The organism is Teichococcus oryzae (genome assembly GCF_008386565.1).
Taxonomy (GTDB): Bacteria; Pseudomonadota; Alphaproteobacteria; order Acetobacterales; family Acetobacteraceae; genus Pseudoroseomonas; species Pseudoroseomonas oryzae.
Genome location: NZ_VUKA01000010.1, coordinates 22,291 through 46,644 on the forward strand (window position 1 = coordinate 22,291; position 24,354 = coordinate 46,644).

Annotated in this window: 22 protein-coding genes; 9 read left to right on the forward strand and 13 right to left on the reverse strand. The window is 65.9% G+C overall.

Annotated elements, in window-relative coordinates; genetic code table 11:
* Window positions 1–7: 7 nt before the first annotated feature.
* Window positions 8–1,012: a hydroxymethylglutaryl-CoA lyase gene (locus F0Q34_RS16105; RefSeq protein WP_149813272.1), complete on the reverse strand. Its 1,005-nt coding sequence runs from the start codon at window positions 1,010–1,012 to the stop codon at window positions 8–10.
* 103 nt (window positions 1,013–1,115) lie between these two features.
* On the opposite strand from F0Q34_RS16105, the gene F0Q34_RS16110 reads away from it, so the two are divergent.
* Complete coding sequence (locus F0Q34_RS16110) at window positions 1,116–1,835, forward strand: IclR family transcriptional regulator (RefSeq protein WP_149813273.1); 720 nt, start codon at window positions 1,116–1,118, stop codon at window positions 1,833–1,835.
* A gap of 428 nt (window positions 1,836–2,263) precedes the next feature.
* Here F0Q34_RS16110 and F0Q34_RS16120 read toward each other — a convergent pair whose 3' ends face one another.
* On the reverse strand, window positions 2,264–3,922 hold the full coding sequence (locus F0Q34_RS16120) for a thiamine pyrophosphate-binding protein (protein WP_149813275.1): 1,659 nt from the start codon (window positions 3,920–3,922) through the stop codon (window positions 2,264–2,266).
* 61 nt (window positions 3,923–3,983) lie between these two features.
* Between F0Q34_RS16120 and F0Q34_RS16125 the strand changes: the two genes are divergently transcribed.
* The 3 genes from F0Q34_RS16125 to F0Q34_RS16135 all read left to right on the forward strand — a co-directional run bounded on the left by F0Q34_RS16125 (window position 3,984) and on the right by F0Q34_RS16135 (window position 6,905).
* Complete coding sequence (locus F0Q34_RS16125; protein ID WP_149813276.1) at window positions 3,984–4,928, forward strand: LysR family transcriptional regulator; 945 nt, start codon at window positions 3,984–3,986, stop codon at window positions 4,926–4,928.
* 232 nt (window positions 4,929–5,160) lie between these two features.
* Window positions 5,161–5,625 (forward strand): DUF2231 domain-containing protein, encoded by a 465-nt coding sequence (locus F0Q34_RS16130; RefSeq protein ID WP_241665530.1) that lies wholly within the window; start codon window positions 5,161–5,163, stop codon window positions 5,623–5,625.
* Complete coding sequence (locus tag F0Q34_RS16135; protein WP_206668053.1) at window positions 5,622–6,905, forward strand: PQQ-dependent sugar dehydrogenase; 1,284 nt, start codon at window positions 5,622–5,624, stop codon at window positions 6,903–6,905. The genes F0Q34_RS16130 and F0Q34_RS16135 overlap by 4 nt, the downstream gene beginning before the upstream one ends.
* 118 nt (window positions 6,906–7,023) lie before the next feature.
* Here F0Q34_RS16135 and F0Q34_RS16140 read toward each other — a convergent pair whose 3' ends face one another.
* Complete coding sequence (locus F0Q34_RS16140; RefSeq protein ID WP_306419395.1) at window positions 7,024–8,142, reverse strand: LacI family DNA-binding transcriptional regulator; 1,119 nt, start codon at window positions 8,140–8,142, stop codon at window positions 7,024–7,026.
* Window positions 8,143–8,174: 32 nt separating this feature from the next.
* On the opposite strand from F0Q34_RS16140, the gene F0Q34_RS16150 reads away from it, so the two are divergent.
* A complete protein-coding gene (locus F0Q34_RS16150; protein WP_149813278.1) occupies window positions 8,175–8,936 on the forward strand; it encodes an HpcH/HpaI aldolase family protein in 762 nt (253 codons plus the stop codon).
* Window positions 8,937–8,947: 11 nt separating this feature from the next.
* Window positions 8,948–9,934: a Bug family tripartite tricarboxylate transporter substrate binding protein gene (locus tag F0Q34_RS16155; RefSeq protein WP_149813279.1), complete on the forward strand. Its 987-nt coding sequence runs from the start codon at window positions 8,948–8,950 to the stop codon at window positions 9,932–9,934.
* A 187-nt stretch (window positions 9,935–10,121) separates the two neighbouring features.
* On the opposite strand, the gene F0Q34_RS16160 is transcribed toward F0Q34_RS16155, so the two are convergent.
* Genes F0Q34_RS16160 through F0Q34_RS16175 form a run of 4 tightly spaced genes read right to left on the reverse strand, consistent with a single transcriptional unit; the run spans window position 10,122 to window position 15,108 of the window.
* The gene (locus F0Q34_RS16160; protein ID WP_149813280.1) at window positions 10,122–11,501 is read right to left on the reverse strand and encodes a hypothetical protein; all 1,380 of its coding nucleotides are present in this window, start codon (window positions 11,499–11,501) and stop codon (window positions 10,122–10,124) included.
* A gap of 45 nt (window positions 11,502–11,546) precedes the next feature.
* On the reverse strand, window positions 11,547–12,692 hold the full coding sequence (locus tag F0Q34_RS16165) for a glycosyltransferase family protein (RefSeq protein ID WP_149813281.1): 1,146 nt from the start codon (window positions 12,690–12,692) through the stop codon (window positions 11,547–11,549).
* A complete protein-coding gene (locus tag F0Q34_RS16170) occupies window positions 12,692–13,729 on the reverse strand; it encodes a hypothetical protein (protein ID WP_149813282.1) in 1,038 nt (345 codons plus the stop codon). The genes F0Q34_RS16165 and F0Q34_RS16170 overlap by 1 nt, the downstream gene beginning before the upstream one ends.
* Complete coding sequence (locus F0Q34_RS16175; RefSeq protein WP_161600904.1) at window positions 13,726–15,108, reverse strand: glycosyltransferase family 4 protein; 1,383 nt, start codon at window positions 15,106–15,108, stop codon at window positions 13,726–13,728. Before F0Q34_RS16175 ends, F0Q34_RS16170 begins: the two co-directional genes overlap by 4 nt.
* A gap of 755 nt (window positions 15,109–15,863) precedes the next feature.
* Between F0Q34_RS16175 and F0Q34_RS16180 the strand changes: the two genes are divergently transcribed.
* Window positions 15,864–16,079, forward strand: coding sequence for a hypothetical protein (locus tag F0Q34_RS16180; RefSeq protein WP_149813284.1), 216 nt, complete (start codon window positions 15,864–15,866; stop codon window positions 16,077–16,079).
* A gap of 240 nt (window positions 16,080–16,319) precedes the next feature.
* Here F0Q34_RS16180 and F0Q34_RS16185 read toward each other — a convergent pair whose 3' ends face one another.
* Window positions 16,320–17,360 (reverse strand): alpha/beta hydrolase family protein, encoded by a 1,041-nt coding sequence (locus F0Q34_RS16185; protein WP_241665531.1) that lies wholly within the window; start codon window positions 17,358–17,360, stop codon window positions 16,320–16,322.
* A gap of 201 nt (window positions 17,361–17,561) precedes the next feature.
* Window positions 17,562–17,777 (reverse strand): SDR family oxidoreductase, encoded by a 216-nt coding sequence (locus F0Q34_RS22660; protein ID WP_370751242.1) that lies wholly within the window; start codon window positions 17,775–17,777, stop codon window positions 17,562–17,564.
* A 157-nt stretch (window positions 17,778–17,934) separates the two neighbouring features.
* Between F0Q34_RS22660 and F0Q34_RS22175 the strand changes: the two genes are divergently transcribed.
* Together F0Q34_RS22175 and F0Q34_RS22180 are read left to right on the forward strand one after the other, a co-directional pair.
* Window positions 17,935–18,351, forward strand: a complete 417-nt coding sequence (locus F0Q34_RS22175; RefSeq protein ID WP_206668054.1) for an AraC family transcriptional regulator — start codon at window positions 17,935–17,937, stop codon at window positions 18,349–18,351.
* 6 nt (window positions 18,352–18,357) lie between these two features.
* Window positions 18,358–18,795 (forward strand): helix-turn-helix domain-containing protein, encoded by a 438-nt coding sequence (locus tag F0Q34_RS22180; protein WP_206668055.1) that lies wholly within the window; start codon window positions 18,358–18,360, stop codon window positions 18,793–18,795.
* 260 nt (window positions 18,796–19,055) lie between these two features.
* Here the strand turns inward: F0Q34_RS22180 and F0Q34_RS16200 are convergent, their stop codons facing one another.
* The 4 genes from F0Q34_RS16200 to F0Q34_RS16215 all read right to left on the reverse strand — a co-directional run bounded on the left by F0Q34_RS16200 (window position 19,056) and on the right by F0Q34_RS16215 (window position 24,332).
* Window positions 19,056–20,624 (reverse strand): ABC transporter substrate-binding protein, encoded by a 1,569-nt coding sequence (locus F0Q34_RS16200; protein ID WP_370751243.1) that lies wholly within the window; start codon window positions 20,622–20,624, stop codon window positions 19,056–19,058.
* Entirely contained in the window at window positions 20,624–22,099 is a 1,476-nt protein-coding gene (locus F0Q34_RS16205) for an amidase (protein WP_149813286.1), read from the reverse strand. Before F0Q34_RS16205 ends, F0Q34_RS16200 begins: the two co-directional genes overlap by 1 nt.
* 354 nt (window positions 22,100–22,453) lie before the next feature.
* Window positions 22,454–23,398 (reverse strand): Bug family tripartite tricarboxylate transporter substrate binding protein, encoded by a 945-nt coding sequence (locus tag F0Q34_RS16210; protein WP_161600905.1) that lies wholly within the window; start codon window positions 23,396–23,398, stop codon window positions 22,454–22,456.
* Between the two features lie 136 nt (window positions 23,399–23,534).
* Window positions 23,535–24,332 (reverse strand): enoyl-CoA hydratase/isomerase family protein, encoded by a 798-nt coding sequence (locus tag F0Q34_RS16215; RefSeq protein ID WP_149813288.1) that lies wholly within the window; start codon window positions 24,330–24,332, stop codon window positions 23,535–23,537.
* Window positions 24,333–24,354 lie beyond the last annotated feature (22 nt).

A 24,354-nucleotide genomic window follows, 5' to 3' on the forward strand; every position in this document is an offset into this window, starting at 1 on the left:
GGCCGTCCTACTTGGCCAGCGCGCCTTCCGTTCCGGCCGGCTGGCACACCGCGCCGCGATGCGCCCTGCCGGTGCCTTCCGCCGCGGCTCCGCGCGCGGCATAGTGGAATCCTTTTTCCACGCCCACATCCGGCAGGTGGCCGTAGAGCGGCTCGCCCGGCAGGCCTTCTGCCAGCACATGCCGTGCCTGGGCCAGCCGGTCCAGATCGATGCCGGTATCAAGGCCCATCGCTTCCAGCATCCAGACCAGATCCTCGGTGACGATGTTGCCCGTGGCCCCCGGCGAATAAGGGCAGCCACCGATGCCGCCCTGGGATGAGTCGAAGGTCCTGACGCCGGCTTCCAGCGCTGCGACCACATTCGCCAATCCCTGCCCGCGCGTATTGTGCAGATGCGCGCCGCCGGCGCGATCGCCGAGCTCTGCCCGGAGCCTAGTGAACATGCGCTTCACCTGCGCGGGATTGGCGTAGCCGACACCATCCGACAAGCCGATGCTGTCCGCTCCGGCGCGCGCCAGGCGCTCCGCCATGATGAACACCCAGCCCTCATCGACCACACCCTGGATGGTGCAGCCGAAGGCGGTGGAAATGCCGATCTCGATCTGCGGCCGCTTCGCCACGGGCAGGGTGTCGCGCCAGGCGCAAACCTTGGCGACCTCGGCAATCGCCTCGTCACAACTCATGCGGATGTTGGCCAGGCTGTGCGCGTGAGAGGCCGAGACGGGCATGGTGATCTTTGGCGTTCCGGCCTCCACCGCGCGCATGACGCCTTTCATGTTCGGCGCCAGCGCCAGCACCGTCAGGCCGTCGATGGAGAGTGCATCGCGCACCACGTCGGCCGCATCGGCCATCTGCGGCAGCAGCTTCGGATGAACAAAGGAGCCCACCTCGATCTCCCGCAGCCCGGCAGCGGCCAGCGTCCGGATCCATCGCTGCTTGGCGGGCGTCGGCATGGTCCGGCCGATGCTTTGCAGGCCATCCCGGGGCCCCACCTCGCTCACCAGAACATCCATCCGCTATCGTTCCTCGCAGTTCTATTGTGCAGAATTTTATTCTATTATATGGAACCAACTGCTACTGTGCTTGTCAACGGGAATTGACCCGGGAGGTCGCCTCTTGCCCCGCTACAAGACCCGTCCATTGTCCGAGGCCGCGGCCGATGGCGGCGTTGCCGCTGTTGACCGAGCATTGCTGCTGCTCCGCGCTTTTCGCCAGGGAGACAAAACACTGACCTTGACGGTCCTCGCCGAACGCGCAGGACTGGTCAAAAGCACCGCCCTGCGCCTGTTGGCCTCCCTGGTCCATGCGGGCCTGCTGCAACGCCGGGAGGATGGCTATGCGCTCGGCAGCGAAATCAGCCGCCTTCAGGCGGTACACGCCGCATCCTTCAATCTCGGCGAGGCGGTCATCCCGGTGTTGAGGCAGCTTGCCGAGGCAACCCGCGAAAGCGCCGCCTTCCATGTTCGGCAGGGTGACCAGCGACTTTGCCTTTACCGTGTCGATTCACCGCAGCCATTGCGCGACCACGGCCGGGAGGGCGACCTGTTCCCCCTCGAGAAAGGGTCAGGAGGCCGCGTGTTGCTGGCTTTCAGCGGTGCAGAAGGCGATATCTATGACCGGATCCGCCGCGAAAAGGTCGCCGTGCTGAGCGCCGACCGGGTGCCGGATCTCGCCGGCGTGTCCTCGCCGGTCTTCGATGCGGCAGGCCACCTGCTCGGCGCGCTGACGCTCATCATGCCGCTGTCCCGCAGCCATCCATCGCATCGTGAGGTGGTTCGGAAAGCGGCGCTGGACCTCACGCTCCACCTCGGAGGCTCGGGCCACCTGTTTGCGTGACGTTCGAGAAGCCGGTGAAGGGAGGGCGGAACAGGCTTCTTCGCACTCTGCGACCTTCGGCAAAGGAAGGCTTCAAGCGCTGGTCGAGAGCATTGGGATCGGCCGGTTCCAAGGTGATCGCAAAGCCTCACACCCCCTGATCCTGCCCTTGAGATCAGGTGATTTTCCGGATCGGGGGAGGGCTGGGATGGAGCACGGTATGAGTGTCCTCCACGTCGACCCGCGCCTCTGGATAAGCAGCCACCGCCTCGGCGAGGGAGGCGAGGAAGCGCGGCTTGAACTGGAAAAGCTTCTTGTAACTGCCGCCGAATTGCTGATGCAGGTCCCGTCAGCCGATCGGGGCCCGCTTGTCGAGATGGTGCAGCCTGTATGTCAGCCAGACATAGATATCGAGCGCCGCGGGCCATGGCGATGCGTGTCGCGAGGCTTCAATCCGACGCGGCTTCAAGCGTGGGCCGCCTTGCGCCATGCGGCAGCACCGCCTGCAGCGATGTGCGGATGACGGCAACAAGCGGCCCCGGTGCGCGCAGCGCCGCCTCCAGCGCCGGCAGCCCCGCCTCCGTGTCCACCCGCAGCAGCGGAGCTCCGAAGGCAGCGCACCAGGCGCCGAGATCAGGATTGGCGAGAGTGGTGCCGGAAACGCGGCTCGGATGCTGCCGCTCCTGGTGGATGCGGATGGAGGCGTAGCTGCCATTGTCGGACAGCAGCAGCTTGATCGGCAGGCGGCGCGCCATGCCGACGGCCAGTTCGTTGCCGGTCATCAGCGCGCCGCCATCGCCAACCGCGCAGATCACAGCGCGCTCCGGGTGGCGCAGCGCCGCGGCCACCGCCGCCGGCACGCCGAAGCCCATGGCGCCCGAGATCGGCGCCAGCAGGCGCTGCGGCGGTCGCCAGTGGAGCTTGCGGTAGAAGGGCGCGGCAAAGGTGCCGGCGTCGAGCGTGACGATGGCGTCCGCCGGCGCGCATTCGCCGATGAGCTGGGCGACACGCAGGAAGGGCAGCCCGTCGGGGAAGCACCCGGGCGTGGCGCGGCTGTCCGCCTCCTGGAGCTGGCGCAGGCGGCGGTTCCAGGCGTCGCGGCCGGGTGGGGCGGCGGGCGCTTCGGGCGCGAGGGAAGCCAGCACGGCGAGGGCGTCGGCGGCGATGGCCAGCTCCGCCGGGAACAGCCAGCCGAGGAAGCGTGGATCGGCGCAGACATGCACCAGCCGCTGCCCCGGCGCCGGCCAGCTATACCCTTGAGTGGTGATATCGGCCAGCCGCGTGCCGAGGGCGAGCACGAGATCGGCCTCGGCGAAGGCGTCCCGCTGCGCGTCCGGGTTGCGCAGGCCGAGATCGCCCGCGTAGAGCGGGTGGTCGTTGGGGAACAGGTCCTGCCGGCGGAAGGACACCGCCACGGGAAGCCGCCAGGCTTCGGCGAAGGCCAGCAGCGCCTCGCGCCCGCCCGGCACGTCCAGCCCGTGCCCGGCCAGCAGGATCGGCCGCCCGGCGCGGCGCAGCAGGCCGGCCAGTTCGGCGGCGGTTCCGACCGGCGGCGCGGCGGGGGCGAGGCGGGTGGGCGGCAGGGCCGGCGCGGCGCAGGGCGCGGCCAGCACGTCCTCGGGCAGGGACAGCACCACGGGCCCCGGCACGCCCTGGGTCGCCATGTTCCAGGCGCGGGCGGCCAGCTCCGGCACCTCGTCCGGATGCGTGGCCTCGCCCACCCATTTGGCGATGCCGCCGAACATCGCCCCGTAGTCGATCTCCTGGAAGGCGCGGCGGCGCAGGTCGCGCTTCTCCACCTGCCCGATCAGCAGGATCAGCGGCACGGCGTCCTGCTCGGCGGTGTGCAGCGCGATGGCGGCGTTGCAGGCGCCGGGGCCCCGCGAAACCAGCACAATGCCGGGCCGGCCGGTGAGCTTCGCGTCGGCCACCGCCATGAAGCCCGCGCCGCCCTCATGGCGGCAGGTCACGAGGTCGACCGAGGGGTGCGCGTGCAGCGCGTCGAGCAGCGCGATGTAGGACTCCCCCGGCACGCAGAAGGCGCGGTCGGCCCCGCGCGCGGCCAGGGTGTCGAGGAGGATCTCGGCGGCGGTCTTGGCGTTTCCCATGCCGGATGGATAGCGCGGCCGGGCCTGTGCCGGCTCGCAGTAGCAGCTATAGTTACAGGCTATGGATCACACCCGGCTTCGTTCCCTGCTGTCGATCGCCGAGCATGGCGGCTTCGGCCGGGCGGCGGCGGCGCTCGGCCTTTCCCAGCCCAGCCTGTCGCGGCAGATCGCGCTGCTGGAGCAGGAGGTGGGCCGGCCGCTGCTCTACCGCCATGGCCGCGGCGCCCGGCTGACCGAGGACGGCCAGCGCCTGGCCGAGGCTGCGCGCCCGCTGCTCGCGGGGCTGGCGAACCTCGCCTCGGTGCTGGACGACCCGGTGCCGCGCGGCCAGGTGGTGCTCGGCGTGCCCACCTTCATGTCCGTGCATCTGGCGGAATCGATTTTCGGGGAGTTGCGGCAACGCTACCCGCATCTGCATATCCGCCTCGTCGATGGATTCAGCGGCTTCATAAATCAATGGCTGACCGAAGGCCGGCTCGACATCGCCATCCTTTATGACAGCCGGCGCAGCCGGGCGATCATCGCGGAATTGCTGGCTGAGGATGACCTGCTGCTTTTCGCCCGCCGGCGCCGGGCGCGCGACCTGACCGGAAAAGGGCCAGGAGAAGGCCCGGTGCCGGTTTCGGCCCTGGCGCGGCTTGAACTGATCCTGCCGGACCGTCAGCATGGCCTTCGCCGTGCCTTGCATCAGGCTGGGGCGCGGCCCGATCCGGCATGCCTGCTGGAGGTGGACAGCTTGGCCGCCATCCGCACGCTTGTTGAGCGCGGCATGGGCTGGAGCGTGCTGCCCCGCGCCGCGCTGACGCGAGAGGCGGTGGACAGGCGCTACATCCTGCATGGCCTCGGCATGCCGCCGCTGCGCGCGCGGCTGATGATTGCGCTCAATCCTGCGCGGGGCATGACACCGGCTCTGCGCGCCATTGTTGCGCATCTGCATGCCATGGTTGCCCTGCTGCAGGAGCGCGGCATCATGACACCACCTCCGGGCAGCGCCGGGTCGCGCTGATCACCTGTCCCGTTCGGCCGCAGGGCGGATCGCTGTCATCGTCGCGCCGGCCTGGGCCAGACATTCCAGCCGAAGGTTTCCGCATTCTTCGAAGCGACATCGCAGTTCATGGGCCCGAAACACGGCCCTGGCCTGCTGGCCGGGAGACCCATAAAGCTGCTGCCGCGCCCCGCGCGCAACTTCTCAACTGGCTGCTGCATTGAGCCATCGACATCTTTACAGGATACGAGTCATGCGGATGGGCTCGGACGTGCACGAGGACTTTGTGGCTGCGAGATCCGATCCCGGTCCGCGAAGGTCGATTCATCCTCTACACGCCATTCTTCTGGCCTTTCCGTTTCCTTTGTTCCTGGGCGCCCTGCTCAGCGACCTCGCTTATTCTTCAAGCTTCCAGATCCAGTGGGCCAATTTCTCGGCGTGGCTCATCGCCGGGGGGCTGCTTGCTGGGGCGCTTACGCTGCTCTGGTCGCTGATCAACTTGTTTCGCAACAAGATGGCACCCAGGAAGCGGCCAATCGTTTATTTCTCCGTGCTGCTCGCGATGTGGGTGGTGGGCCTCGTCAATGCCTTTGTCCACGCGAAGGATGCATGGGCCACAATGCCGGAAGGCCTTTACCTGTCGGCGGCATCGGCGTTCCTGGCACTTGTCGCGGCCTGGATCGGCTATTCGGGCTTTCGTACCGGAAAGGTTGGATGATGCGCCCGTTCCTGCTGGCCGGTGCCCTGGCGATCACCCTGGCTGCCTGCGACGGAGAGGTTGACCCGGCGCAATATGGGCCCAGCCCCGACCTGGCCGAGCCGCAGCGCGGTCTTTTGCCGGACATGACGATCCCCAAGCCGGCCAATTGGGGCAATGATCGCCCGACGGTGCCGCAAGGATACAAGATCGAAGCCATCGCCACGAACCTCAAAATCCCGCGCCAGACCCTGATGTTGCCCAATGGCGACATTCTGGTTGCCGAGGGATCGGGCGGCAACGCGCCGGCCCTCCGCCCCAAGGACATCATCGCGAGCTATATCAAGGGCCTGGGAAAAAGCTCGGTTGAGGGCGGAAACCGCCTCACGCTTCTGCGGGACGGCGATGGCGACGGAACCTATGAAGTGCAGGGCGTCTTCGCCGATCATCTCAACGCGCCCTATGGCCTCGCCTTCGTCAATGGCGCGATTTACGTCGCCAACCAGGATTCGCTGGTGCGCTTCGATTACCGCGACGGACAAACCGAGGCAGCCGGGCCTCCGGCAAAGGTCACGGACCTGCCGTCGGCAATCAACCACCATTGGACAAAGGCGCTGACCGCCAGCCCTGACGGTCGGTTCCTGTATGTCGGCATAGGCTCCAACAGCAACATCACCGAACGAGGCATGGAGGCCGAGGTTGACCGGGCCATGGTATGGCGGGTCGATGCGGAAACGGGAGCGCACAAGCCCTATGCCACCGGTCTCCGCAATCCCACGGCGCTCGCGATCCAGCCGGGAACGGAGCAGCTCTGGGCCGTTGTGAACGAGCGGGATGAAATTGGGCCCAATCTTGTTCCGGACTATCTGACCACCGTGCGTGAGGGCGGCTTCTACGGCTGGCCCTACAGCTATTGGGGGCAGATCGTCGATCCCCGCGCGCAACCGCAGGATCCGCAAAAGGTCGCCTCAGCCATTCGCCCCGACTACAGCCTGGGATCGCATGTCGCGGCGCTTGGACTGGCCTTCTCGGTTCCGGCAATGGGTGGGAACTTCGCCGAAGGCGTGTTTGTTGGCCAGCATGGCAGCTGGAACCGCAACGTGCCGGTCGGCTACAAGGTGGTTTTCGTTCCGTTTCGCGACGGGCGTCCGGCGGGAGACCCGGTCGATTTCGTGTCCGGCTTCCTGGACGGAAGTGGCAACACGCGCGGACGCCCGGTCGGGGTGACAATAGATCCGCGCGGCGCCTTGATCGTTGCCGACGACCTGTCGAACACGGTCTGGAGAGTGACGGCGAGGTAGAACCTCGGCGGGATGATCGAGACGGGCGGAAGCCGTTCACGGCGGCCAGCTTCTGATCAGTGCCCGTCATGGCCCTGCCGCGCCGTTGTTTGGCTGGACCAAAGCCGCTTCAGCGGTTCTACCGCAGCGCTGGCCGTGCCGCGGTCGAGTGGCGCACCACGAGCCGCGCCGGAAGGGTGACGGTCTCAAAAGGCCGGTCCGGTTCCGCGATGCGCTCCAGGATCAGCCGGGCCGCGGCCATCCCGATCTCCCGCTTGGGCAAGGTCGGGCTGGTCAGGTCGATGCCGGGCAAGGCGGAAAGAAAGGTGTCATCCAGTGCCAGAAGCGACAGGTCGCGCGGCACCAGCAACCCCGCATCGCGCAGCCCTTCACGGATGCCAAGTGCCAACAGGTCGTTGCTAGCGATCACCGCGCTGGGTTGCGCGGCAAGAAGCGCGGGCGTCGCCATGCGGCCCGACTCCAGCTCCGTGCGCTCCAGCCTGACGATCAGCGCTTCATCCACTTCGCCAAATCTGTCCCGCATGAATCTGCAATAGGTTTCGAACCGCGCATCGGCGCTGGTCGAGGGGCGGCCACCCATCAGCGTGATGGCGATCCGGCGATGACCGAGCGCGGCCAGGTGCGTCAATCCCTCCAGCAGAGGTGTGCACAGGTCGATCGTCACGTGATCCGAGGGCTGCTCCAGATGCCGCCGCGCGAGCAGAACAATCGGCATCCCAGCTTCCGTCAGCTGCGGGACAGCATCATCCCGCGAGGAGAAGGGCTGCAGGATCACGCCGTCCACACGCTGCCGCAGCAGGTTGCGGATCTGGCTGGCCTGCCGGTCGGGCCGGGCATCGTGACTGAGCACCAGCAGGTGGTATCCGGCGTCCTCCAGCATGTCGGAGGCGCCGCGCGCGATCTCGCCGAACATCGGATTGGCGATGTCGGGGATGATCAACCCGATCGACCAGCTCCGCCGGGTCCGGAGCGCCCGCGCGGCGGGAGACGCGCTGTAGCCGAGCCGGTCGGCGGCTTCGAGAACACGCTGCCGCGTTTCCTCGCCGATGCGTCCCGTTCCGGCCAGCGCGTTCGAGACCGATGCGACGGACAGGCCGCAATGCCGCGCGAGATCGGTGATGGTTGCGTGTGGACTGGGCGGCCTGGGCAGTGCGAACCTCCTCGAAAGGCAAAGCCCACGCTTTGCGGCTTGACACCGGGCGGACCCGATGCATTGGTTGATTAAACCTTTAATCAGCGGCCGCCAACAGGTCCGCGGGAGGAAAACCGATGAACGACATCATCCGGCGCCGCCGGTCCGAAGGGCGCGCCGTGCTCAATGGCTGGCTGAGCATTCCATCCGGCGTCACCGCCGAGGTCATGGCCCATGCGGGATGGGACACCCTCACGATCGACCTCCAGCACGGGCTGATCGACCTGCAATGCGCGATCCAGATGCTGCAGGCCATCGGCACCGACAAGACCCTGCCGCTGGCCCGTCCTGCCTGGAACGAGCCGGGACAGATCATGAAGCTGCTGGATGCCGGCGCCATGGGCATCATCTGCCCGATGGTCAACACGGCCGAGGAAGCACGCCGCCTGGTCGCCGCCTGCCGCTACGCGCCGCTGGGCGAACGCAGCTTCGGCCCGGTGCGGGCCAGCCTGGTGCACGGGCCTGGCTACTGGGCGTCGGCGAATGAGACGATCCTGGTTCTGGCGATGATCGAGACGCGCCGGGCGCTCGACAACCTGGACGAGATCCTGGCAGTGGAGGGCCTGGACGGGATTTACGTCGGGCCGGCGGATCTGGGTCTTTCCTTGTTCGGCGATCCGGATTCGGAATCAGAGGATGAGCGCGCCATCGCCGCCATCGCCGGGGTCCGGCAGAAGGCCCAGGCCGCCGGAAAGATCGCCGCCCTGCACAACCTGACGCCGGACCACGCACGCCGCATGGCGGGCCAGGGCTGGGATTTCGTGACCTGCGGCAGCGACATGCGCACCCTGATCCAGGGCGCGGCCGAGAATATCCGCCGCTTCCGCGCGCAGGATTGAGGGAGGCTCCGATGCAGCGCCGTCACTGCCTCTCGCTCCTCGCCGCTCTTCCCGCAGGCCTGGCGGCCACAGTGCCGGGCCAAGCGCAGGCCGCCGCAGAATGGAAGCCTGACCGACCCGTCCGCCTGATTGTTGGCTTCGCCCCGGGCGGCAGCACCGATACCGCCGCGCGGGTGGTGGCGCAGGGGATCACCGCCGGGCTGGGCCAGCCGGTGGTGGTCGAGAACCGCACCGGCGCCGCCGGTAATCTCGCGACCGAGCATGTCGCGCGCAGCGCGCCGGACGGGCATACACTGGTCGTTGCCTCGCTTGGCTCGCATGCGACCAATGCTGCCTTGTACAATGACCTGCCCTTCGATGTGGTGCGCGACTTCGCGCCCGTCACGCTGATCTCGCTGAGCGCCTGCCTGCTCGCCGTGCATCCCTCGGTGCCAGCCAGGAGCGTGGCGGAACTGGTGGCGCTGGCCAAGGCAAAGCCCGGCGCGTTGAATTGCGGCATCGCCGGCGCTGGCAGCTCCCAGCATTTCGCGGCCGTGCTGTTTGAACAGAAGGCGGATGTCCGCTTCACCCATGTTTCCTATCGCGGCGGCGCACCGGCCATGACCGATCTGATCAGCGGGCAGATCGACGTCATGTTCTCGCCGACGGCGGAGGTGTTGCAGCAATTGCAGGCGGGGCAGGTGCGGGGCCTCGGTGTTACGCGGCAGGACCGCTCGCCCCGCCTGCCCGACATGCCGGCCATCGCCGAAAGCCTGCCGGGCTACCAGTTCAACAGCTGGCTCGGCTTGTTTGCCCCGGCGGGCACCCCCGCGCCTGCCATCCGGCGTATTTCGGAGGAGGTCGCGGCGGCGATGCGCCGGCCTGAGGTGCGGACGCAGATGGAGCAGTTCGGCTACCAGCCGGTCGGCAGCACGCCGGAGGAGTTCGCGACCTTCTATGCCGGCGAACTGCCGCGGGTGAAGGAACTGGTACGAATCTCCGGTGCCACGGTAAACTGAAGCCTACACCGGGAAAGAAAGCCTGCCAGCCGCTGCCGCGGCCCGGCGCCGCCATGGTCCAGCGAAGGAGATGGACCGCCCGCCCAGGAGTGACGGGCGGGCCGGACCCTGAGAACGTCCTTTCCACGGCATGAGACATTCCGGTGCCCATGCCGTGGCTGGCGCATTCCGGCGGCTGAGGTCCCGGTCAGTCCACGATGGTCTGAACGGCATCCTCGCCGCTGGCATAGTTGAAGACAATCTCGCTGACGGCAATGGAAAGGAGGCGCTGATCCGCGCCGCCATTCTCCTCATCGGCGGGACGGCCCGCGATGAAGCTGTCGATACGCAAGGTCTGGAAGCCTTCGCGCGGCAGTTCATCCGGCGGCAAGGTCGCCGTGACGCAGGCGACATTCGGGGCGCTGCCCGGAACGATGACGGCCTCCACTTCCCGGGAATCCAGGAAAAGCCGCAGCATCGGCTTGTCGGCCTTGAAAAGATGCCGCAACTGGATCGTGAATCCGTGGAGGGGACGGTTGGGCGCCGGATTCAACACCATGCCGCTCTGGCCCATCCAGCGGAAATCGCCATGGGCATCCGTTTCCGCGTCATACCAGCCAAAATTCAGGCGGTTGGAGCGGACGCTCAGGCGCAGCCCACGCGGTGCGTTGCCGCCGCCCGCCTCCGGCACCGCCGCATCGGCCTCCTGCGTCGCAGAGGCGATCAATGCCCGGAAATCCGCGATCTTTCTGCTCATCTCCGGATCAGGCTCAAGGACGGGTTCGCCGGCGCCCAGGATGGCGTCGCTCGCGACCTGATCGAACAACAGACACGAGGCGTAGTCGATGAAGGCATCGACGCGCTGCTGCTGGGCCGCCACCTGCTGGCGGAAATCCGCGCCAAGGTTGGCGATCTGCAGGCTGGCCATTTGCTGGACCTGCGCCAGCTTACCTTCCAGCTCCAGCATCTGCCGCGTCAATGCGCCGCTTTCGGCACGAACATACTGGAAGCTGGCGACCGGAGCCTCCTGGCCCACGACGTACAGGTCGGCATGGAAGCCGCTGCTGCCGAAATCCGTCAGGTACAGTTGCACCGCGAAGCTGAACGAGCATCCGCCCTCATCCAGCAGCCTCGGGCGGTCCACGGCGACCTGCCGTGTGAACAGGCCGTTGATGCGCACAAACATCACCGGGCTGCGCAGGCCATTGATCCGGTTGATGGCGAAGCCGCGCAACATGCCCTGATTGAAGTCGAACTGCTCGACCTTCACCTCGCCAGGGCCGACAAGCTGCTCGGCAGCGTCGGGCGTTTTCAGCACCAGGCCATCCCCCTCGCGCACGCTGCCCCTGGTGCTGCCAAGGCGGATCGTCGCGGGCAGGTCGACCATGGGAAGGTAGCTGACGGGAATGGAAACCAGTTCGCCGGCACGGAAACCGCCCTGCAGCGTGAGCTGACCAATCTGGATACCAAGGATGTAGGCAGAGACCACGTCATCCACCTGGCAATCCCTGACGCAACGTAGGGTCAGCTGCTGGAAGAGGCTGCCCTCGAGTTGGAAGGGAGGTTCAGTCTCGCTGCTGTTGGTCATGGATCCAATCACTACAAGCATGGGAAGAAAAGGTGCGGGAGGCGGTCAGGCCACCTTCGCTGCGGCATTGGGGAAGGCCCTGGGCAGGCCCGCGCTCTGCACAAGCCGGTCATACTCATCGCCGACCTTGGCCAGGTAATCGAGGTAGAGCCCGAGCGAGGCTTCCAGCAGTTCCTGGCGCAGCGCGAGGGAGCGCCGGTAGTCGCGCATGAAGCTTGTCATCTCCGCCACGCCTTCCAGGCCATGGGCGGGGTGCCGCGTCGGCAGGCCCACAAAGGCGTCGCGTGTGCCGATGGTGGCGCGGCCATAGGCCAGTGCCTCCACGGTCTTGATCTTCAGCCCCGTGCCTCCCAGCATCGGGTTCAGCACGCAGCGTACCTGCCGATAGAATTGATCAACCGTCGGCAGGACGCCAAGCCGCACCGGATTGGATCGGAGCACGGGATTGCGGCGCAGGATCGTGCCTGCGATGGCCCATTCCAGGTCCGCTTCCTCAAGCTGCGCATCCATCGCCGCGATGGAGCGGACATTCCAGGGATTGGTGCTGCCAAGATAGCCGAACATCAGCGGCGGGTCCGCCGGAAGTTCCTCCGTCAGGAAGCGTGGCTCCATGGCATGGCCGACGGTCAGCACCTCGCCCGGGAAGCGCCTGCGGATCGCCGCCGCTTCCTCGTCCTGGATGCCGATGACGATGTCGGCCCGGCCGAAGCCGCGGTCCTCCTCCGCCTGCGACGTGAAGAACCAGCGCGGCTCCAGCCCGGTCTGGCGCGAGATCAGGTGCCGGTCGCCGAACAGGTCATGCGTGTCGAGGATGCGCAGCGCGCCGTCGATGCCGGTCAGCACGCGCGACATCCAGACATAGTTCACGATGACGGCGTCGTGTCGCCCTTCGCGCCAGACCTTCTGCACGGCGTCCACCAACTCGGCCGGGCACCAATCATCCACCCCCCAGCATTCGGCGAAGCTCGGCCGGGCCAGCGCCAGGGATGGCATGAAATGGAAGCGGTTCCAGAAGCCCGTCATCGCCACCCGCTGATCGCCCGACAGGCCTTCCATGCCGTAATAGAAGAAATCAACCAGCGCCCCGCGCTGCTTGAGCTGGTGGCCGAAAGCCTGGATCCGGGCGGAATTGCCCTGGTCGGCGGGATGGGACGGGATCGGCGAGACGATAAGGATGCGGGGCGCCGCCATCAGGAGAAAACCTCGATCTTGTGGACGCAGAAGCCAAGGCGCCGCTCGCCCTGGTCTTCCTTCACCGTCTGCGGGACGGAAAGGCCGAGAACCAGGTCGGTGCCGAGGGCCGGTGGCAGGTCCACGATGACGCCGGCGCTGGTCGAGGACCACCGCTCCAGCCGCAGCGGCGCCCGGGCGCCGTTCAGGGAGGCCGCCATGTTGTCGAGGAGCGCCGCCTTCGGCACGCCGATGATGGCGACCTTCAGCCAGCGGCTGAGCGGCGGCAGGCTGCCGAGCGCCATGCGCAGGTGCCGTTCCGGTCCGCTCCAGAGCCAGGTATAGGTCCCGTCCGCCTCGCTCCTGTAGCCGCCGTCATGCATCAGGTCCGCCGCGGGGATCGCCGCCAGCAATGGCTGCTGCGGCCGCTTTTCCGCGGGCGCGGCCTCGATCCGGATCGAGGGAACCTTTCCTTCTTCCATCGCCACGCCAAGGCCGAGCTCGCGCCCGGCGCTGCCCAGGGCCGACATGGCGCCGGCGAGAGCCGCGAGGGGCAGCAGGAGCCGGTAGAGCTCCGTCTCCTGGCCAGCCGTGATGTGCAATTCGGCGGCCGCGTATCCCGCCGCCTGCAGCGCAGCCTCCGTTTCGTTCATTTCCTCCCGGGCGAGCAGCAGGAACCATGGCATGGCCCTGTCGGACAGAAGATGCCGCAGCAGGGCCGGCTCCGGCTGTGCCTCTGTGTAGACGATGCGCGTCATGTCCGGCCGGTGCCAGGCATTGTCGGTCGGCACCTCATGAACCGTGGAAAGGCCGAACAGCGGCATATGCCCGCCGGCGGCGCGGAAACGTTGCAGAAATCCGGCTTCGGCGCGGGGCAGCGTCCCTGTATCGGCGATGCCGATGAGATTGCCGGGCAGCGCCGCGGCCAGGGCGGAACAGGGAAAGGAAAGGTCCAGCAGCGCGAAGGCGCCGAAAGCCTGCTTCAGCCAGGATGCCGCGACACGGTTGGCCTGCAGCGCGAAGCTGCCCTGACGGGGCCGTTCGAGCACAGCGCTCATGCGGCCTCTCCCGCGATGTCGAGATGGAGCAGGATGCCGCAGGCGCCAGCGGCTTCGGGCGGAAGAAGGGCCTCGCCCCTTCCGTCCGGCGCCGAGCCGGAAAGGATCCGCGTGTCAACGAGCCGAACATGCTCCGGAAGGAGATTGCCTAGAAGCGGTGCTTGCTCGCGGCTGGCGCGGGCGAGGTCGTGCATGTCCTTGAACTTCAGCAACACCTGGCACCGGCCCTGCTGCTTTCGCAGCAGCCTCGCGACTTCACCCCGGTCGGTCACTCCGCTGCCGTTCAGCGTCAGGCAGGGCGGCCGGGCTGCGCGGCGAGGCTGGGGTTGCAGGCCAGGGCGTTCCAGCGGGATCTCTGCGGCGGCTTCGATGGCGTCGCGGTATTGCCGTCCCACGGTTTCCAGGGAAAGGGTGGTCTCGGCGAAGCGGCGGGCGTTCTCGCCGATCGCGCGCAACAGCGCCGGATCGCGGTAAAGCGCCACCAGCGCCGCCACCAGCGACGGCACGGGCGACATCAATGGCAGGTGCACCACCGCCTCGCGCGGCAATTCGCGGTAGGAGGCGGTGTCGGTGACAAGGCAGCAACGGCCGGCGGAGAAAGCGCGGGCCAGCGATCCCGAGCTTTCGCCCACCGAGGGGAAGCGGAGATTGACCAGAACGTCGCAGGCGGAGACATGCGCGTTGAGCGTCGCCTCATCGACATAGCCGGTGATCTCGGCTCTTTGCCGGAGCAGGGGAAATCGCTCAAGCTCCGCGGAAAGATTGTATTCTTCCGCCCGCTCCTCCCCGGCATGAATCCACCGCAGCTCGATGCCTTGCGCCAGGACCTGTTTCAGTCCCTGCATCAGCCAGTCGAAGCGCTTGGCATTGGTTGCGAAGCCCGAAGTGGTGACAATGAAGCTGTCTTGCGGAAGGCCAAGCCATTCCCTCGCCTGCTGCTGGCCCGCCATCTCGACCGGGGGGGGGGCAAAGTGGGGAATGACGGAAACGTGGCGGGTTGCGGCCTCGCCATAGATGGCAGCCAATTTGGCCTTGGCGAAAAGCGAATGCACTACAACGCCCGATGAGCGGGCCAGCAACTCGCGTTGCATGTCGAACAGCGCGTAGTTGGCCTTCGTCTTTATCCCCAGGCGCTTCCAATGCTGCCCGAAGCGGGGTGCCAGCAGCGGGGCGGAGTGCGCCATTTCCGCCAGCATGGCGTCCATTCCCGGCTGCTCCAGTTCATAAAGATAGAACAGGCCGATATCGTGGATCGTGGTCAGGCCCGGGAACTGCCGCAATGCGCGCAGGACGAAGACGTGGCCGCCATTGTTGCCTATCTGGTGCAGGGCATGTGTCGTCCGCGATGTGGCGAAAGGCTTGGCGCTGATCGTGGACAATGACGCCATCCGGTGCAGATGCCGCCATATCGTCGCGAAAAGCAGAAATATCGTAATACTTCTTGACCTCGTTCAGCAGAATGTAGAGTAGTCAGCGATGCCGTTTCTTAGGGCGGCAGAGAACTAAAGAAACCCGAAATGCAGAAGTGGCGCATTCATCGAGGAATGTCTCTAAATTTTGCGGCCTCTATTCAAGGCACAGCCTTTGGGGCGTTCCTCTGAAATGAGCGGCGGTACCCTGCTCTCACGAATATTTTAAGTTTCTACCCTTTACGCTAGTGGAGATTGGGTGTCAGTGCGGATCAACGCGCTCTTGCGCGTTGATCTTCGCCAATTTCACCAGCGGCGGAGTTGTGGCCAGGGCTGCTATGGCCGGGATGTTGGAGGGACTGGCTGACTGAAAGGGCCGGCTTGTTGCCGTCGTCCGGCAAAACTCCTCAAGGCCGACAATCGCCGCAGCCAGAGGCTGGAGGAGAGGCGAGCAGCCCAAGCTGCGGTGGTGTTTCGCCCCGACACAATGGTCGGGTATTGAAGGCCTTATATAGGCAGGCGGACCGCTGAGGCGCGTATGATGGCCCTGGAGATTTCTCCCTTCGCACTGGCTCACGTCCAGCGCTATAGTCTGTTGTTTCTAGGAATCTTCACCCGATCAGGCGAAGCCACCTGATCGGGTGAAGATGTTTGAGATGGCTAAATATCGCCATGCCAGGGTGCAATGATCAGGCCGATCCTTATGAATCGAGATCCTGTATCCATTGCTCGATGAGCAGGTCGTCATGGGCCGCCGCGAGGTCATTGCGGAGCGTGCCGAGAACCCGGGAAGCCACCCATGCCTCGCGTTGATGGCCTTCCTCGACCAGGCTTCGGATCACGGCTGTCTGGCGGGCGATAAAGCCTTCACCGATTCGGACGCGTTGCTTGGCCTGTTCAAGGGACGATCCAGGAACCCTGCTGAATGCCATCGCTTGTGACCCCAAACTCCTGACCCATGAGCACGTAGCCAGCCTACCAGTTCAAATCAGAACTTCTTGATGATTCTTTCGAATACGAAACTATATTGGCGGCTACCTGTCATGGAAAAGCTTCCTGAAAGCATGAGCTTAAGCTTGTGCTGCTGACCACATGGTCCCTCAGCGCGGATGTGGTCCATTTTTGCCGCCATCAACCTTCCGCTTGTTGATGGCGGGGGCGGATCGCGGCTTCGATGCGGTTCAGCGCATCAAGCCCTGGCGCTCCATCCAGGCCTGGATGCGGCTGGCGACCTCATCGCTGTTGCGGTCCATCATCAGCATATGGCTGTTGCCGCGCACGCCCTCCGCCGGAAGATCCATGATGTCGGCCGTTCCGCCTGCTTCCCGGATGGAGCCCACCCAGCGCTCCACATTGCCCCGGATCCTTTGCCAGAAAGGCGATTCGGCGAAGTAGTCGCCCCACACAACCAGATGCGGCACGTTCCGCAGGGGCGATGCGTCCGTCGCCGCGGCAGGTGTTCCCGAAGGTTCGATCGCGATGATCGCGCGCACCTTGTCGGGCGCAGCCAGGGCGGCGTTGAAAGCGAAGTTGCCGCCCTGGCTGTGCACGATGATGACGCAGGGGCAGACCTTCCGGACGTATTCGTTGTAAGCCGCCTGGATCTGGCGGTCGGTGGTCGGCCAGCGCGGCACCGATTGCCGCGTGAAATCATTCCAGGCGGCAACCGGAAAAAGCGTTTCCGGAAATGCCCGGCGGCGGGCCGGATCGGCGTTCCAGCCTTCCTGCGGACCCACACGAAACAGGCCCCAGCCCTCTCCCATGGTGCGGAACACCGGCTCCCCGGCGAAGATCTCGGGGAAGCGGGCCCAGCCGGCCCGGCCGCGCTCAACCGCGTCGCTGACATAAACGTCGTGGCCCTGGCGCAGGAAGTACATCTGCCAGCCAGGCCTGCCATCGGGCGTTGTTTCCCAGGTCACACCGGTCAGGCCGCCGCCATGCCACAGCAGCAGGGGATAGCGGGCGCGCGGCTCCGCCAGCTTCACATATTGCGCGTACATCCCCTCCACCATGAACTCCCCATTGGGATCCATCCGGATGGGAGGCGCACCCGGGGAGGGGACCATTTCGCGCATCGGCATGCCATCCAGGGCCCGGACCTGCCCGCCAACATGCATGCTGCCGATCTCGCGCACCTGTAAGGGCGGGGCGGAGGCAGGTGCCTGGGCCTGCGCCGCGGTGATGCCAAGGGCGAAGGCGAGGATGGTCAGATGGTGCTTCAACGTTGTCCCTCCGGATTGCTTGCGAGGAGGGTAGCAGCGCCGCCGGAAGGGCGGGAGATCCTGCCGATGTTCCCGGCGAGGGAGGAGGCCGCGCGCCGGCGCCACGGCAGGGGGGTCGAAGATCCTTTGGCCGCGCATGCAAAACTTCCTGGCCTTGGGCGCCCTTGTCAGGGCAGCGGCGGGCCCGCAGCTTGGGGGTGGTCAGACTCCATGGCCGCCCGATGCCTTGATACGCTGCGCGGTGACCCAGCGATTGTCCGGCTCGAGCAGGCTGGCGATCATCGGACCGATATCATCGGCGACGCTCACGCGGCCACGCGCCGTCATCTCGGCAAAGAACCTGCTGACCTCGGGTATGTCGCGCACCGCACCGCCGAAGACGTTGGTTTCGATCGCGCCAGGGGCCACCGTGTTCACCGTGATGCCATGCCCCCAGTTCTCTGGCCATGTAGGCCGAAAGCACTTCCACAGCGCCCTTCACCGCCGAACAGGATGCCCAGCCCGGAGCCGACGCCCGTGTCAGTCCGGAGGCCAGGTTGACGATGCGGCCACCATCATCAGCCGCCATGGCGAGGTGCATGCCGATGGCCACGGCATCGCCCGCTGCGGCGTTCCCGGGCTGACCACCATCTACGCGACAGCACCCAGCGAGCTGCTGCATGATATCTCATGCCCTCTGGCCTGCCTGATGGTGCAGGGCGGCAAGCGCGTCGCCACGGGCCGGCGGGATCTCGCTTTTGGCGCCGGTGACTCGCTGCTGATCACCGCCGATGTGCCCACCATAAGCCAGGTCACCTGGGCCGGCACGGCCGAGCTTTACCTCTTACTGATGGTTGAGCTCGGTCCCGGTATCATCGCCGAATCCGGCATGCAGATAGAGAAGCCAACCATGGCGGAAAGCGCTGCGGTGCAGGTGGACCCAACCGGGATCGAAGTCACCGAGGCGGCGACCAGCCTGATGCAATTGCTCAGCCGGCCGGCGGCGCTGTAGGCTTCCTTGACGCGCGAGCTGCATTTCTGGTTCCTCGCGGGACGCCATGGAGCGGCGATCCGCCAGCTAGGCTGGCCGGGAGGGCATGTCCAGCAGGTATCCCGCGCCGTGGCGATGCTGCGCGCCCGTTTCGCCGAACCCCTGCGGGTCGAAAGCCTGGCGGCAACCGCAGGGATGAGCCTGTCCTGCTTCCACCAGCATTTCCGAAGCGTCACCTCATTCTCGCCGCTGCATTTCCAGAAACAGCTGTGCCTCATCGAGGCCCGCAGGCTCATGATGGCGGAGGGCCACTCGCCCAGCGGCGCGGCCTTCGCGGTGGGCTATGAGAGCGCTCCGCAATTTGCCCGGGAATATAGCCGGATGTTCGGCCTGCCTCCGGCACGCGATGCCAGGGCGGCCCGGCGCTGCGTGGAGGCGCCGGCAGGATCCACGCAACGCGGGTAAGATGGCGGGTGCGCCATGCGCCCCTTCATGATCAAGGGATACTCCCGGCAGACCCGAAGCGCCTCCCGGCACGTCTCCTTTATCGCCTATCCTTCTGAGCCGCTTGCAAGCCAGGGCATTGCTCACGGAGCCGGTGGACCGCAGCGGCACGCGCCAGAAGAAATCACCATCAACCAGCCAGAACATTCAGGAACGCCGGAGCAGCCTGGACCTCCACTCCAAGCTGCCGCTCCGGAGCCGATCCACCGGCAGGAAGGGGATCAGGTCTTGTCAAGATTCCAGAACAAGCAAAAGCCCCTTGGAATTCCAGTCACGTTCCGCCGGTAGGCGGTAGGGTCCAGGGACTGACCCAGAGGGATATAAGGAACGTCCAGCATGGCCTGGCGCTGCATGTCAGCACACAGCGCCTTCTGGGTCGCTTCGTCCGGCGCATCGAACCAGGCGTCCCGCAGCGCCTCGATCCTCGGGCTCCGGGGCCAGCCGGCAAAGGCTTGGTCGCCATGGCCGCGCAACACGAGGTGGCCGGCCGGGCTCATCTGATCAAGCCCGCCAAAGGAGGTGAAGAACGCGCTCCAGCCACCCTGCGTCGGGGGCTCACGCTTCACCCGGCGCTGGTTCATGGCGGCGTTGTCCATGAGCATCGGCTGCACATTGAAGCCGATGCGCTTCAGGAGATCCACCCCAACTTCCGCAACGCCGCTTGCCGCGGATGCGGCGTTCTGGATAACCACGACAGGCTCGTTGGCGTAGCCGGCGGCCAGCAGGTCACGGCGCGACCGGTCGATGTCCCGGGCTCCGGTGATGCTGTCCATTCCGGCGTCGCTCGCCATCGGGCCAGGCGCGAAGAAGCCGATGCCGTCGCGCCACAGGCTGGTATCATCGCCCATCATGGTCCGCATGAAGTCGGACTGGACCACCGAATTCAGCACGATGCGCCGGATCGCGGCATTGTCGAAGGGCGGATGCAGGTGGTTCAGCCGCATGATGCTGATCTGTCCGGTGGGATCGCTGACCTCGATCACAACATCCCGGTTCCGCCGCATCAGGTCGAGAAGATCGCCGGAAGGGCGCTCGAACCAATCGACCTCACCCGAAAGCAGGGCGCTGGCCGCGGTGCCTGCATCCGGCATCGTGGTCCACTCCACCCTGTCGACCTTGACGATCTTGGGACCGGCGGTGAAGCTGGGCGTGCCGCCGGGCCGCGGGCGATAATCCGCGAAGCGCTTGTAGATGTTCCTTGCGCCGGGGACGCGCTCCTCCGCGGCGAACATGAAGGGGCCGCTGCCGATCACCTCCCGCACCGGCGTGTTGGGGGAGGTCTGGGCCAGGCGCTCCGGCATGATGCAGGGCATGTGGGATGCCGCCTTGCCAAGGGCTTCGGGCAGCATCGGGAAGGGCTTGCGCAGGCGGAAGCGGATCACGCGGTCCGATGGTGCGCTCAGCTCGGCGGTCACGTCCATCAAGGTCGAGCCGAGCGGGTCCCGGGCACCCCAGCGACGGATCGAGGCAACGCAGTCCCGGGCCAGGACCGGCTCGCCGTCATGGAAGCGCAGGCCTTCGCGCAGGGTCAGGTTCCAGAGCTTGCCACCCTCCTCCACGACATGCCCTTCCACCATCTGCGGATGTGGCCGGAGATGCTCGTCCAGTCCGTAAAGCGTGTCATAGACAAGGTAGCCGTGATTGCGCGTGACGTAGGTGGAGGTCCAGACGGGATCGGTGATGTCCAGATCGTTGCGCGGAACGAAGCGCAGAACCTTGGCCGCCTGTGCCCGGATGCTGGGGGCGACGAGCGTGGCAGCAGCGGCGGCGAAAAGAGGCCGGCGCCCGATCATGCCCGGCGCTCCGCCAGATAGCGGGACAGGTCCGGCACGGGGCGGCCAAACTCTTCCAATCCGTTCAGCACCTGCTCCAGGGCGAGGGCGATCCGAAGCAGCCGGATGTCATCCCGGTAGCGGCCGATCAGATTGATCCCGAAGGGCAGGCCGTCGTGGCCGAGGCCGGCCGTGATGGTTGCCACCGGATGCGCAGTCCAGGTGATCGGCGTGTTGATGCTCGGCTTCGGCATCCTGTCGAAATCATATTCATCCGGCGCGAACCGGGCATTGTCGGCCTTCAGTGCCGCTTCACGGCGATTCACTTCCTCCAAGGACGGCAAAGGTTCGGATGCTCCGGGCGTGATCAGCACATCGAAGCCTTGCATGAAGCCGGCCAGCGCGCGGAAGGCCTGGGTCTGGACACGCTGCGCCTCCGCGATCATGCGAGCCGAGGCTGCGAAGCCGCGCCGAAGATCCACATTCTTCGCGGCGGTCAGCCGCTCGGGTGCGCTTGCATGAACCTCGCCATAGGCTACCAGATAAGCCAAGGTGCGCAGCATGTAGAAGGCATGATTGATGGGCCCCAGATCGGGCGTGACCCATTCGATCCGGCTGACTTCCGGCGTGATGGCGGCGATCACCTCCTCGAACCGGCCGCGGATGCCGCCATCGACCTGGATGCAGCCCAGGTCAGGCGAGACGGCCACCCGCAGTTTCCTGGCTTCCAGCGGAACGGGCGTCAGGAGGGGGGAGATGTCCGGGTTCCAGTCGAAAGGATCGAAGGGGCTGGAGCAGATCATCCCGGCCAGCAGCAGCATGACATCCTCGGTCGATCGCGCCATTGGGCCGACCACGGAGGAAACATCGAAGGCAAGTGGCAGGCTCGGATATGCGACCAGACCCGGGCTGGGCCGAAGGCCAGCCGTTCCATTGCCCGCCGATGGGCCGCGGATGCTGCCGCCCATATCAGACCCTGTTGCAAGCGGCACCATGGAGGCGGAAAGCGCAACCGCCGATCCGCCGGAGGAGCCGAGGCAGGACAGGGAGGGATCATAGGCGTTGCGCGTCAGCCCATAGAGCGTGTTCTGTGAGGTGCCGCCCTGCAACAGTTCCGGCACGTTCGTCTTGCCGATGATGATGCCGCCGGCGGCCCGGATCGCCGCAACGGTGGGGGCATCCTCCGTTGCGATCCGGTCAGCGAAAAGCCGGCTGCCGAGGGTCGTGTGCAGCCCCTCGACATTCGTTGATTCCTTGACGGCCACGGGCAGGCCGAAAAGTGGAGGCAGGTCGCCCCCCCGCATCTGCACAGCCTCGGCTGCGACGGCCTCGCGCTCCGCCCGGTCCCAGCACATCTCCACGAACGCGTTGAGGTGGGGATTGAGTTGTTCTATGCGGGACCTGAACGCGCTCAGCACCTCGCGCGGGGAAGCCGCACGGCTTGCCAATTGACGCCGGAGATCGCTGGCACTGAGGCTGAAGAAATCCTGCATGCGAATCTCCGGATCGATTGTCAAACAAGCACCACCGAAACGGTATGGCCCTGTGGAACAGCCGTCAACGCCGATTCACGGCGCCAACGCGATCTGCCCAGTGTCGCGCCAACATGCTTTCAACGCTGTGTTCAACACAAACAATGCGAATCAGCAGTGTTCTCGGATCGCGATCCGGACACGAAGCCATCCTTGCCTCCGCAAGCGGACAAACAAGGCCAGACTTACGAAAGCAGGGCGGAAATCAGCGAATCATCTTTCCCCAACTCCGCCCCGCATCCGTCGAATGGAGGCACTTTGAAAATGCAGGTGCCCCGGTGGGCGAGCCCAGGCTCCGCTGGAAGCTTATCCAAGCTATTCCATGCGGATATTGGCTTCGCGCAGCAGCTTGACGGTTGCTTCCGTTTCGCGGTTCAGCAGGGCCGCCGCGTCTCCGGCCGTTCCGCCCCCCAGCATGAATCCAGCTTCCCTGAGGCGCTGACGGGTTTCCGGATGCGCCAATGCCTTGTTCAAGGCTGAGACCCAGCGTTCGACGATGGGCGCCGGCAGGCCAGCAGGCGCCACGATCATGTACCAGAGCGTCCTTTCGAATCCAGGAAAGCCGGATTCGGCCACAGTAGGAACATCAGGCAACCATTCCACGCGCTCCGGTGTCGTCACCGCCAGGGCACGCATGGCACCCGACTTGATGTGAGGAAGATTGCTTGGAAGGGTATCGACATTGAGGTCGACCTGGCCGGCGATCAGGTCAGTCATCGCCTGGCCGCTTCCCCTGTACGGAACATGGGTCATCTTGACGCCGGCCGCGCGCGACAGAAGTTCCGCAGCCAGATGCTGCGCGGCACCGATGCCGGAGGAGGCGTAGTTCAATTTGCCGGGGTTGGCGCGTGCGTAGGTGATCAGTTCGCCCAGGGTGCGGAAAGGCGACTTGGCCGGCACGACCACCACTTGCGGCACACTGGCCACTTGCAGGATGGGTGTCATATCCCGCAACGAATCATAGGGCGGGTTCGCGGTTGCCTTCGGAACAACAACCAAAGTGCTCGGCGACGCGATCATCATGGTGTAGCCATCGGCGGCGGCCCGGATAACGCCCTGGGCAGCAATCGTGCCACTGGCGCCCGGCTTGTTCTCCACCACCACCGGCTGGCCGAAATCATCCCTCAGCCGGGAGGCAAGAAGCCGTGCGACGATGTCGCTGCCGCCGCCAGGAACAAATCCTTCCACCAGCGTGACACTGCGCGCCGGATAAGCGCTCTGCGCCGAACCCAGTTGAGGAAACGCCAGCAAAGGCAGCATCGCCGCGCAGGCGCGCCTGGTAAGCCTCATATTCATACCGACTCCTAGTCACGTCATGATGGATCGCCAGCTTGGCGAATATCGACAGGCCTGCTTCAGGATCAAGCGCATAGAAGGCCCTTCGCACGGATGGAGATCAGCCTTCTTCCATCTGCGGCAGGCGGTAGCGGTCCTGAGGGTCGTCCCAGCCCTTGAAGTTGGGCGCCCGCTTCTCGGCGAAGGCTGCGCGGCTTTCCAGCAGATCGCTCTTGGCGCCGTGCTCATGCAGTGCATCCGCAAGGCGCTGCTGAACCGGTTCGACCCGCGGACGCATGCACCGCATCATGTGAATGGTGTTCACGCGCGAGGCCGGCGGTAGTGTCAGCAAGTGGCGCGCCATTTCCAGCGCGCTGTCCAGGACGCCCTCCGGTTCCACGAGGCGGTTGACGAAGCCGAGCTGGAAGAAGCGTTCCGCGGTGAAGCGGAAGCCGAGCGCCATTTCCATGGCAACCGGAAAGGCCAGATTGGCGATCTGCCCATGATTGTAGCCGCCGAGAAGCCAGCGCTTGGCCTCGGACACTTCGAAAACGGCGGTGGTTGCGGCGACGCGCAGGTCGGTCCGTTCGACAAGCATGAAGCCGCCGCCCATGGCAAAGCCGTTCACAGCGGCAATGACCGGCTTCTCCAGCGTTCCCGCATTGAAGGGGTCCTCGATCGCGGCGCGCCGCCCGCCGGGATTCTTTTCCGCGAGGGATTCCTTCATGTCCTCGCCGGCACAAAAGGCCCGGCCGGTGCCGGTGAGGATGGCAACCTCCAGCGAATCGTCGTGGCGGAACTCTGTCCAGGTGCGCGCCAGTTCCGTGCGCAGTTCGTGATTGAGCGCGTTCAGCCGCTCAGGGCGGTTCATCCGCACCACCAGCACCTGCCCATGACGCTCGGTTTCCACAACGGACATATCGCAGCTTCCTCCCTATGGC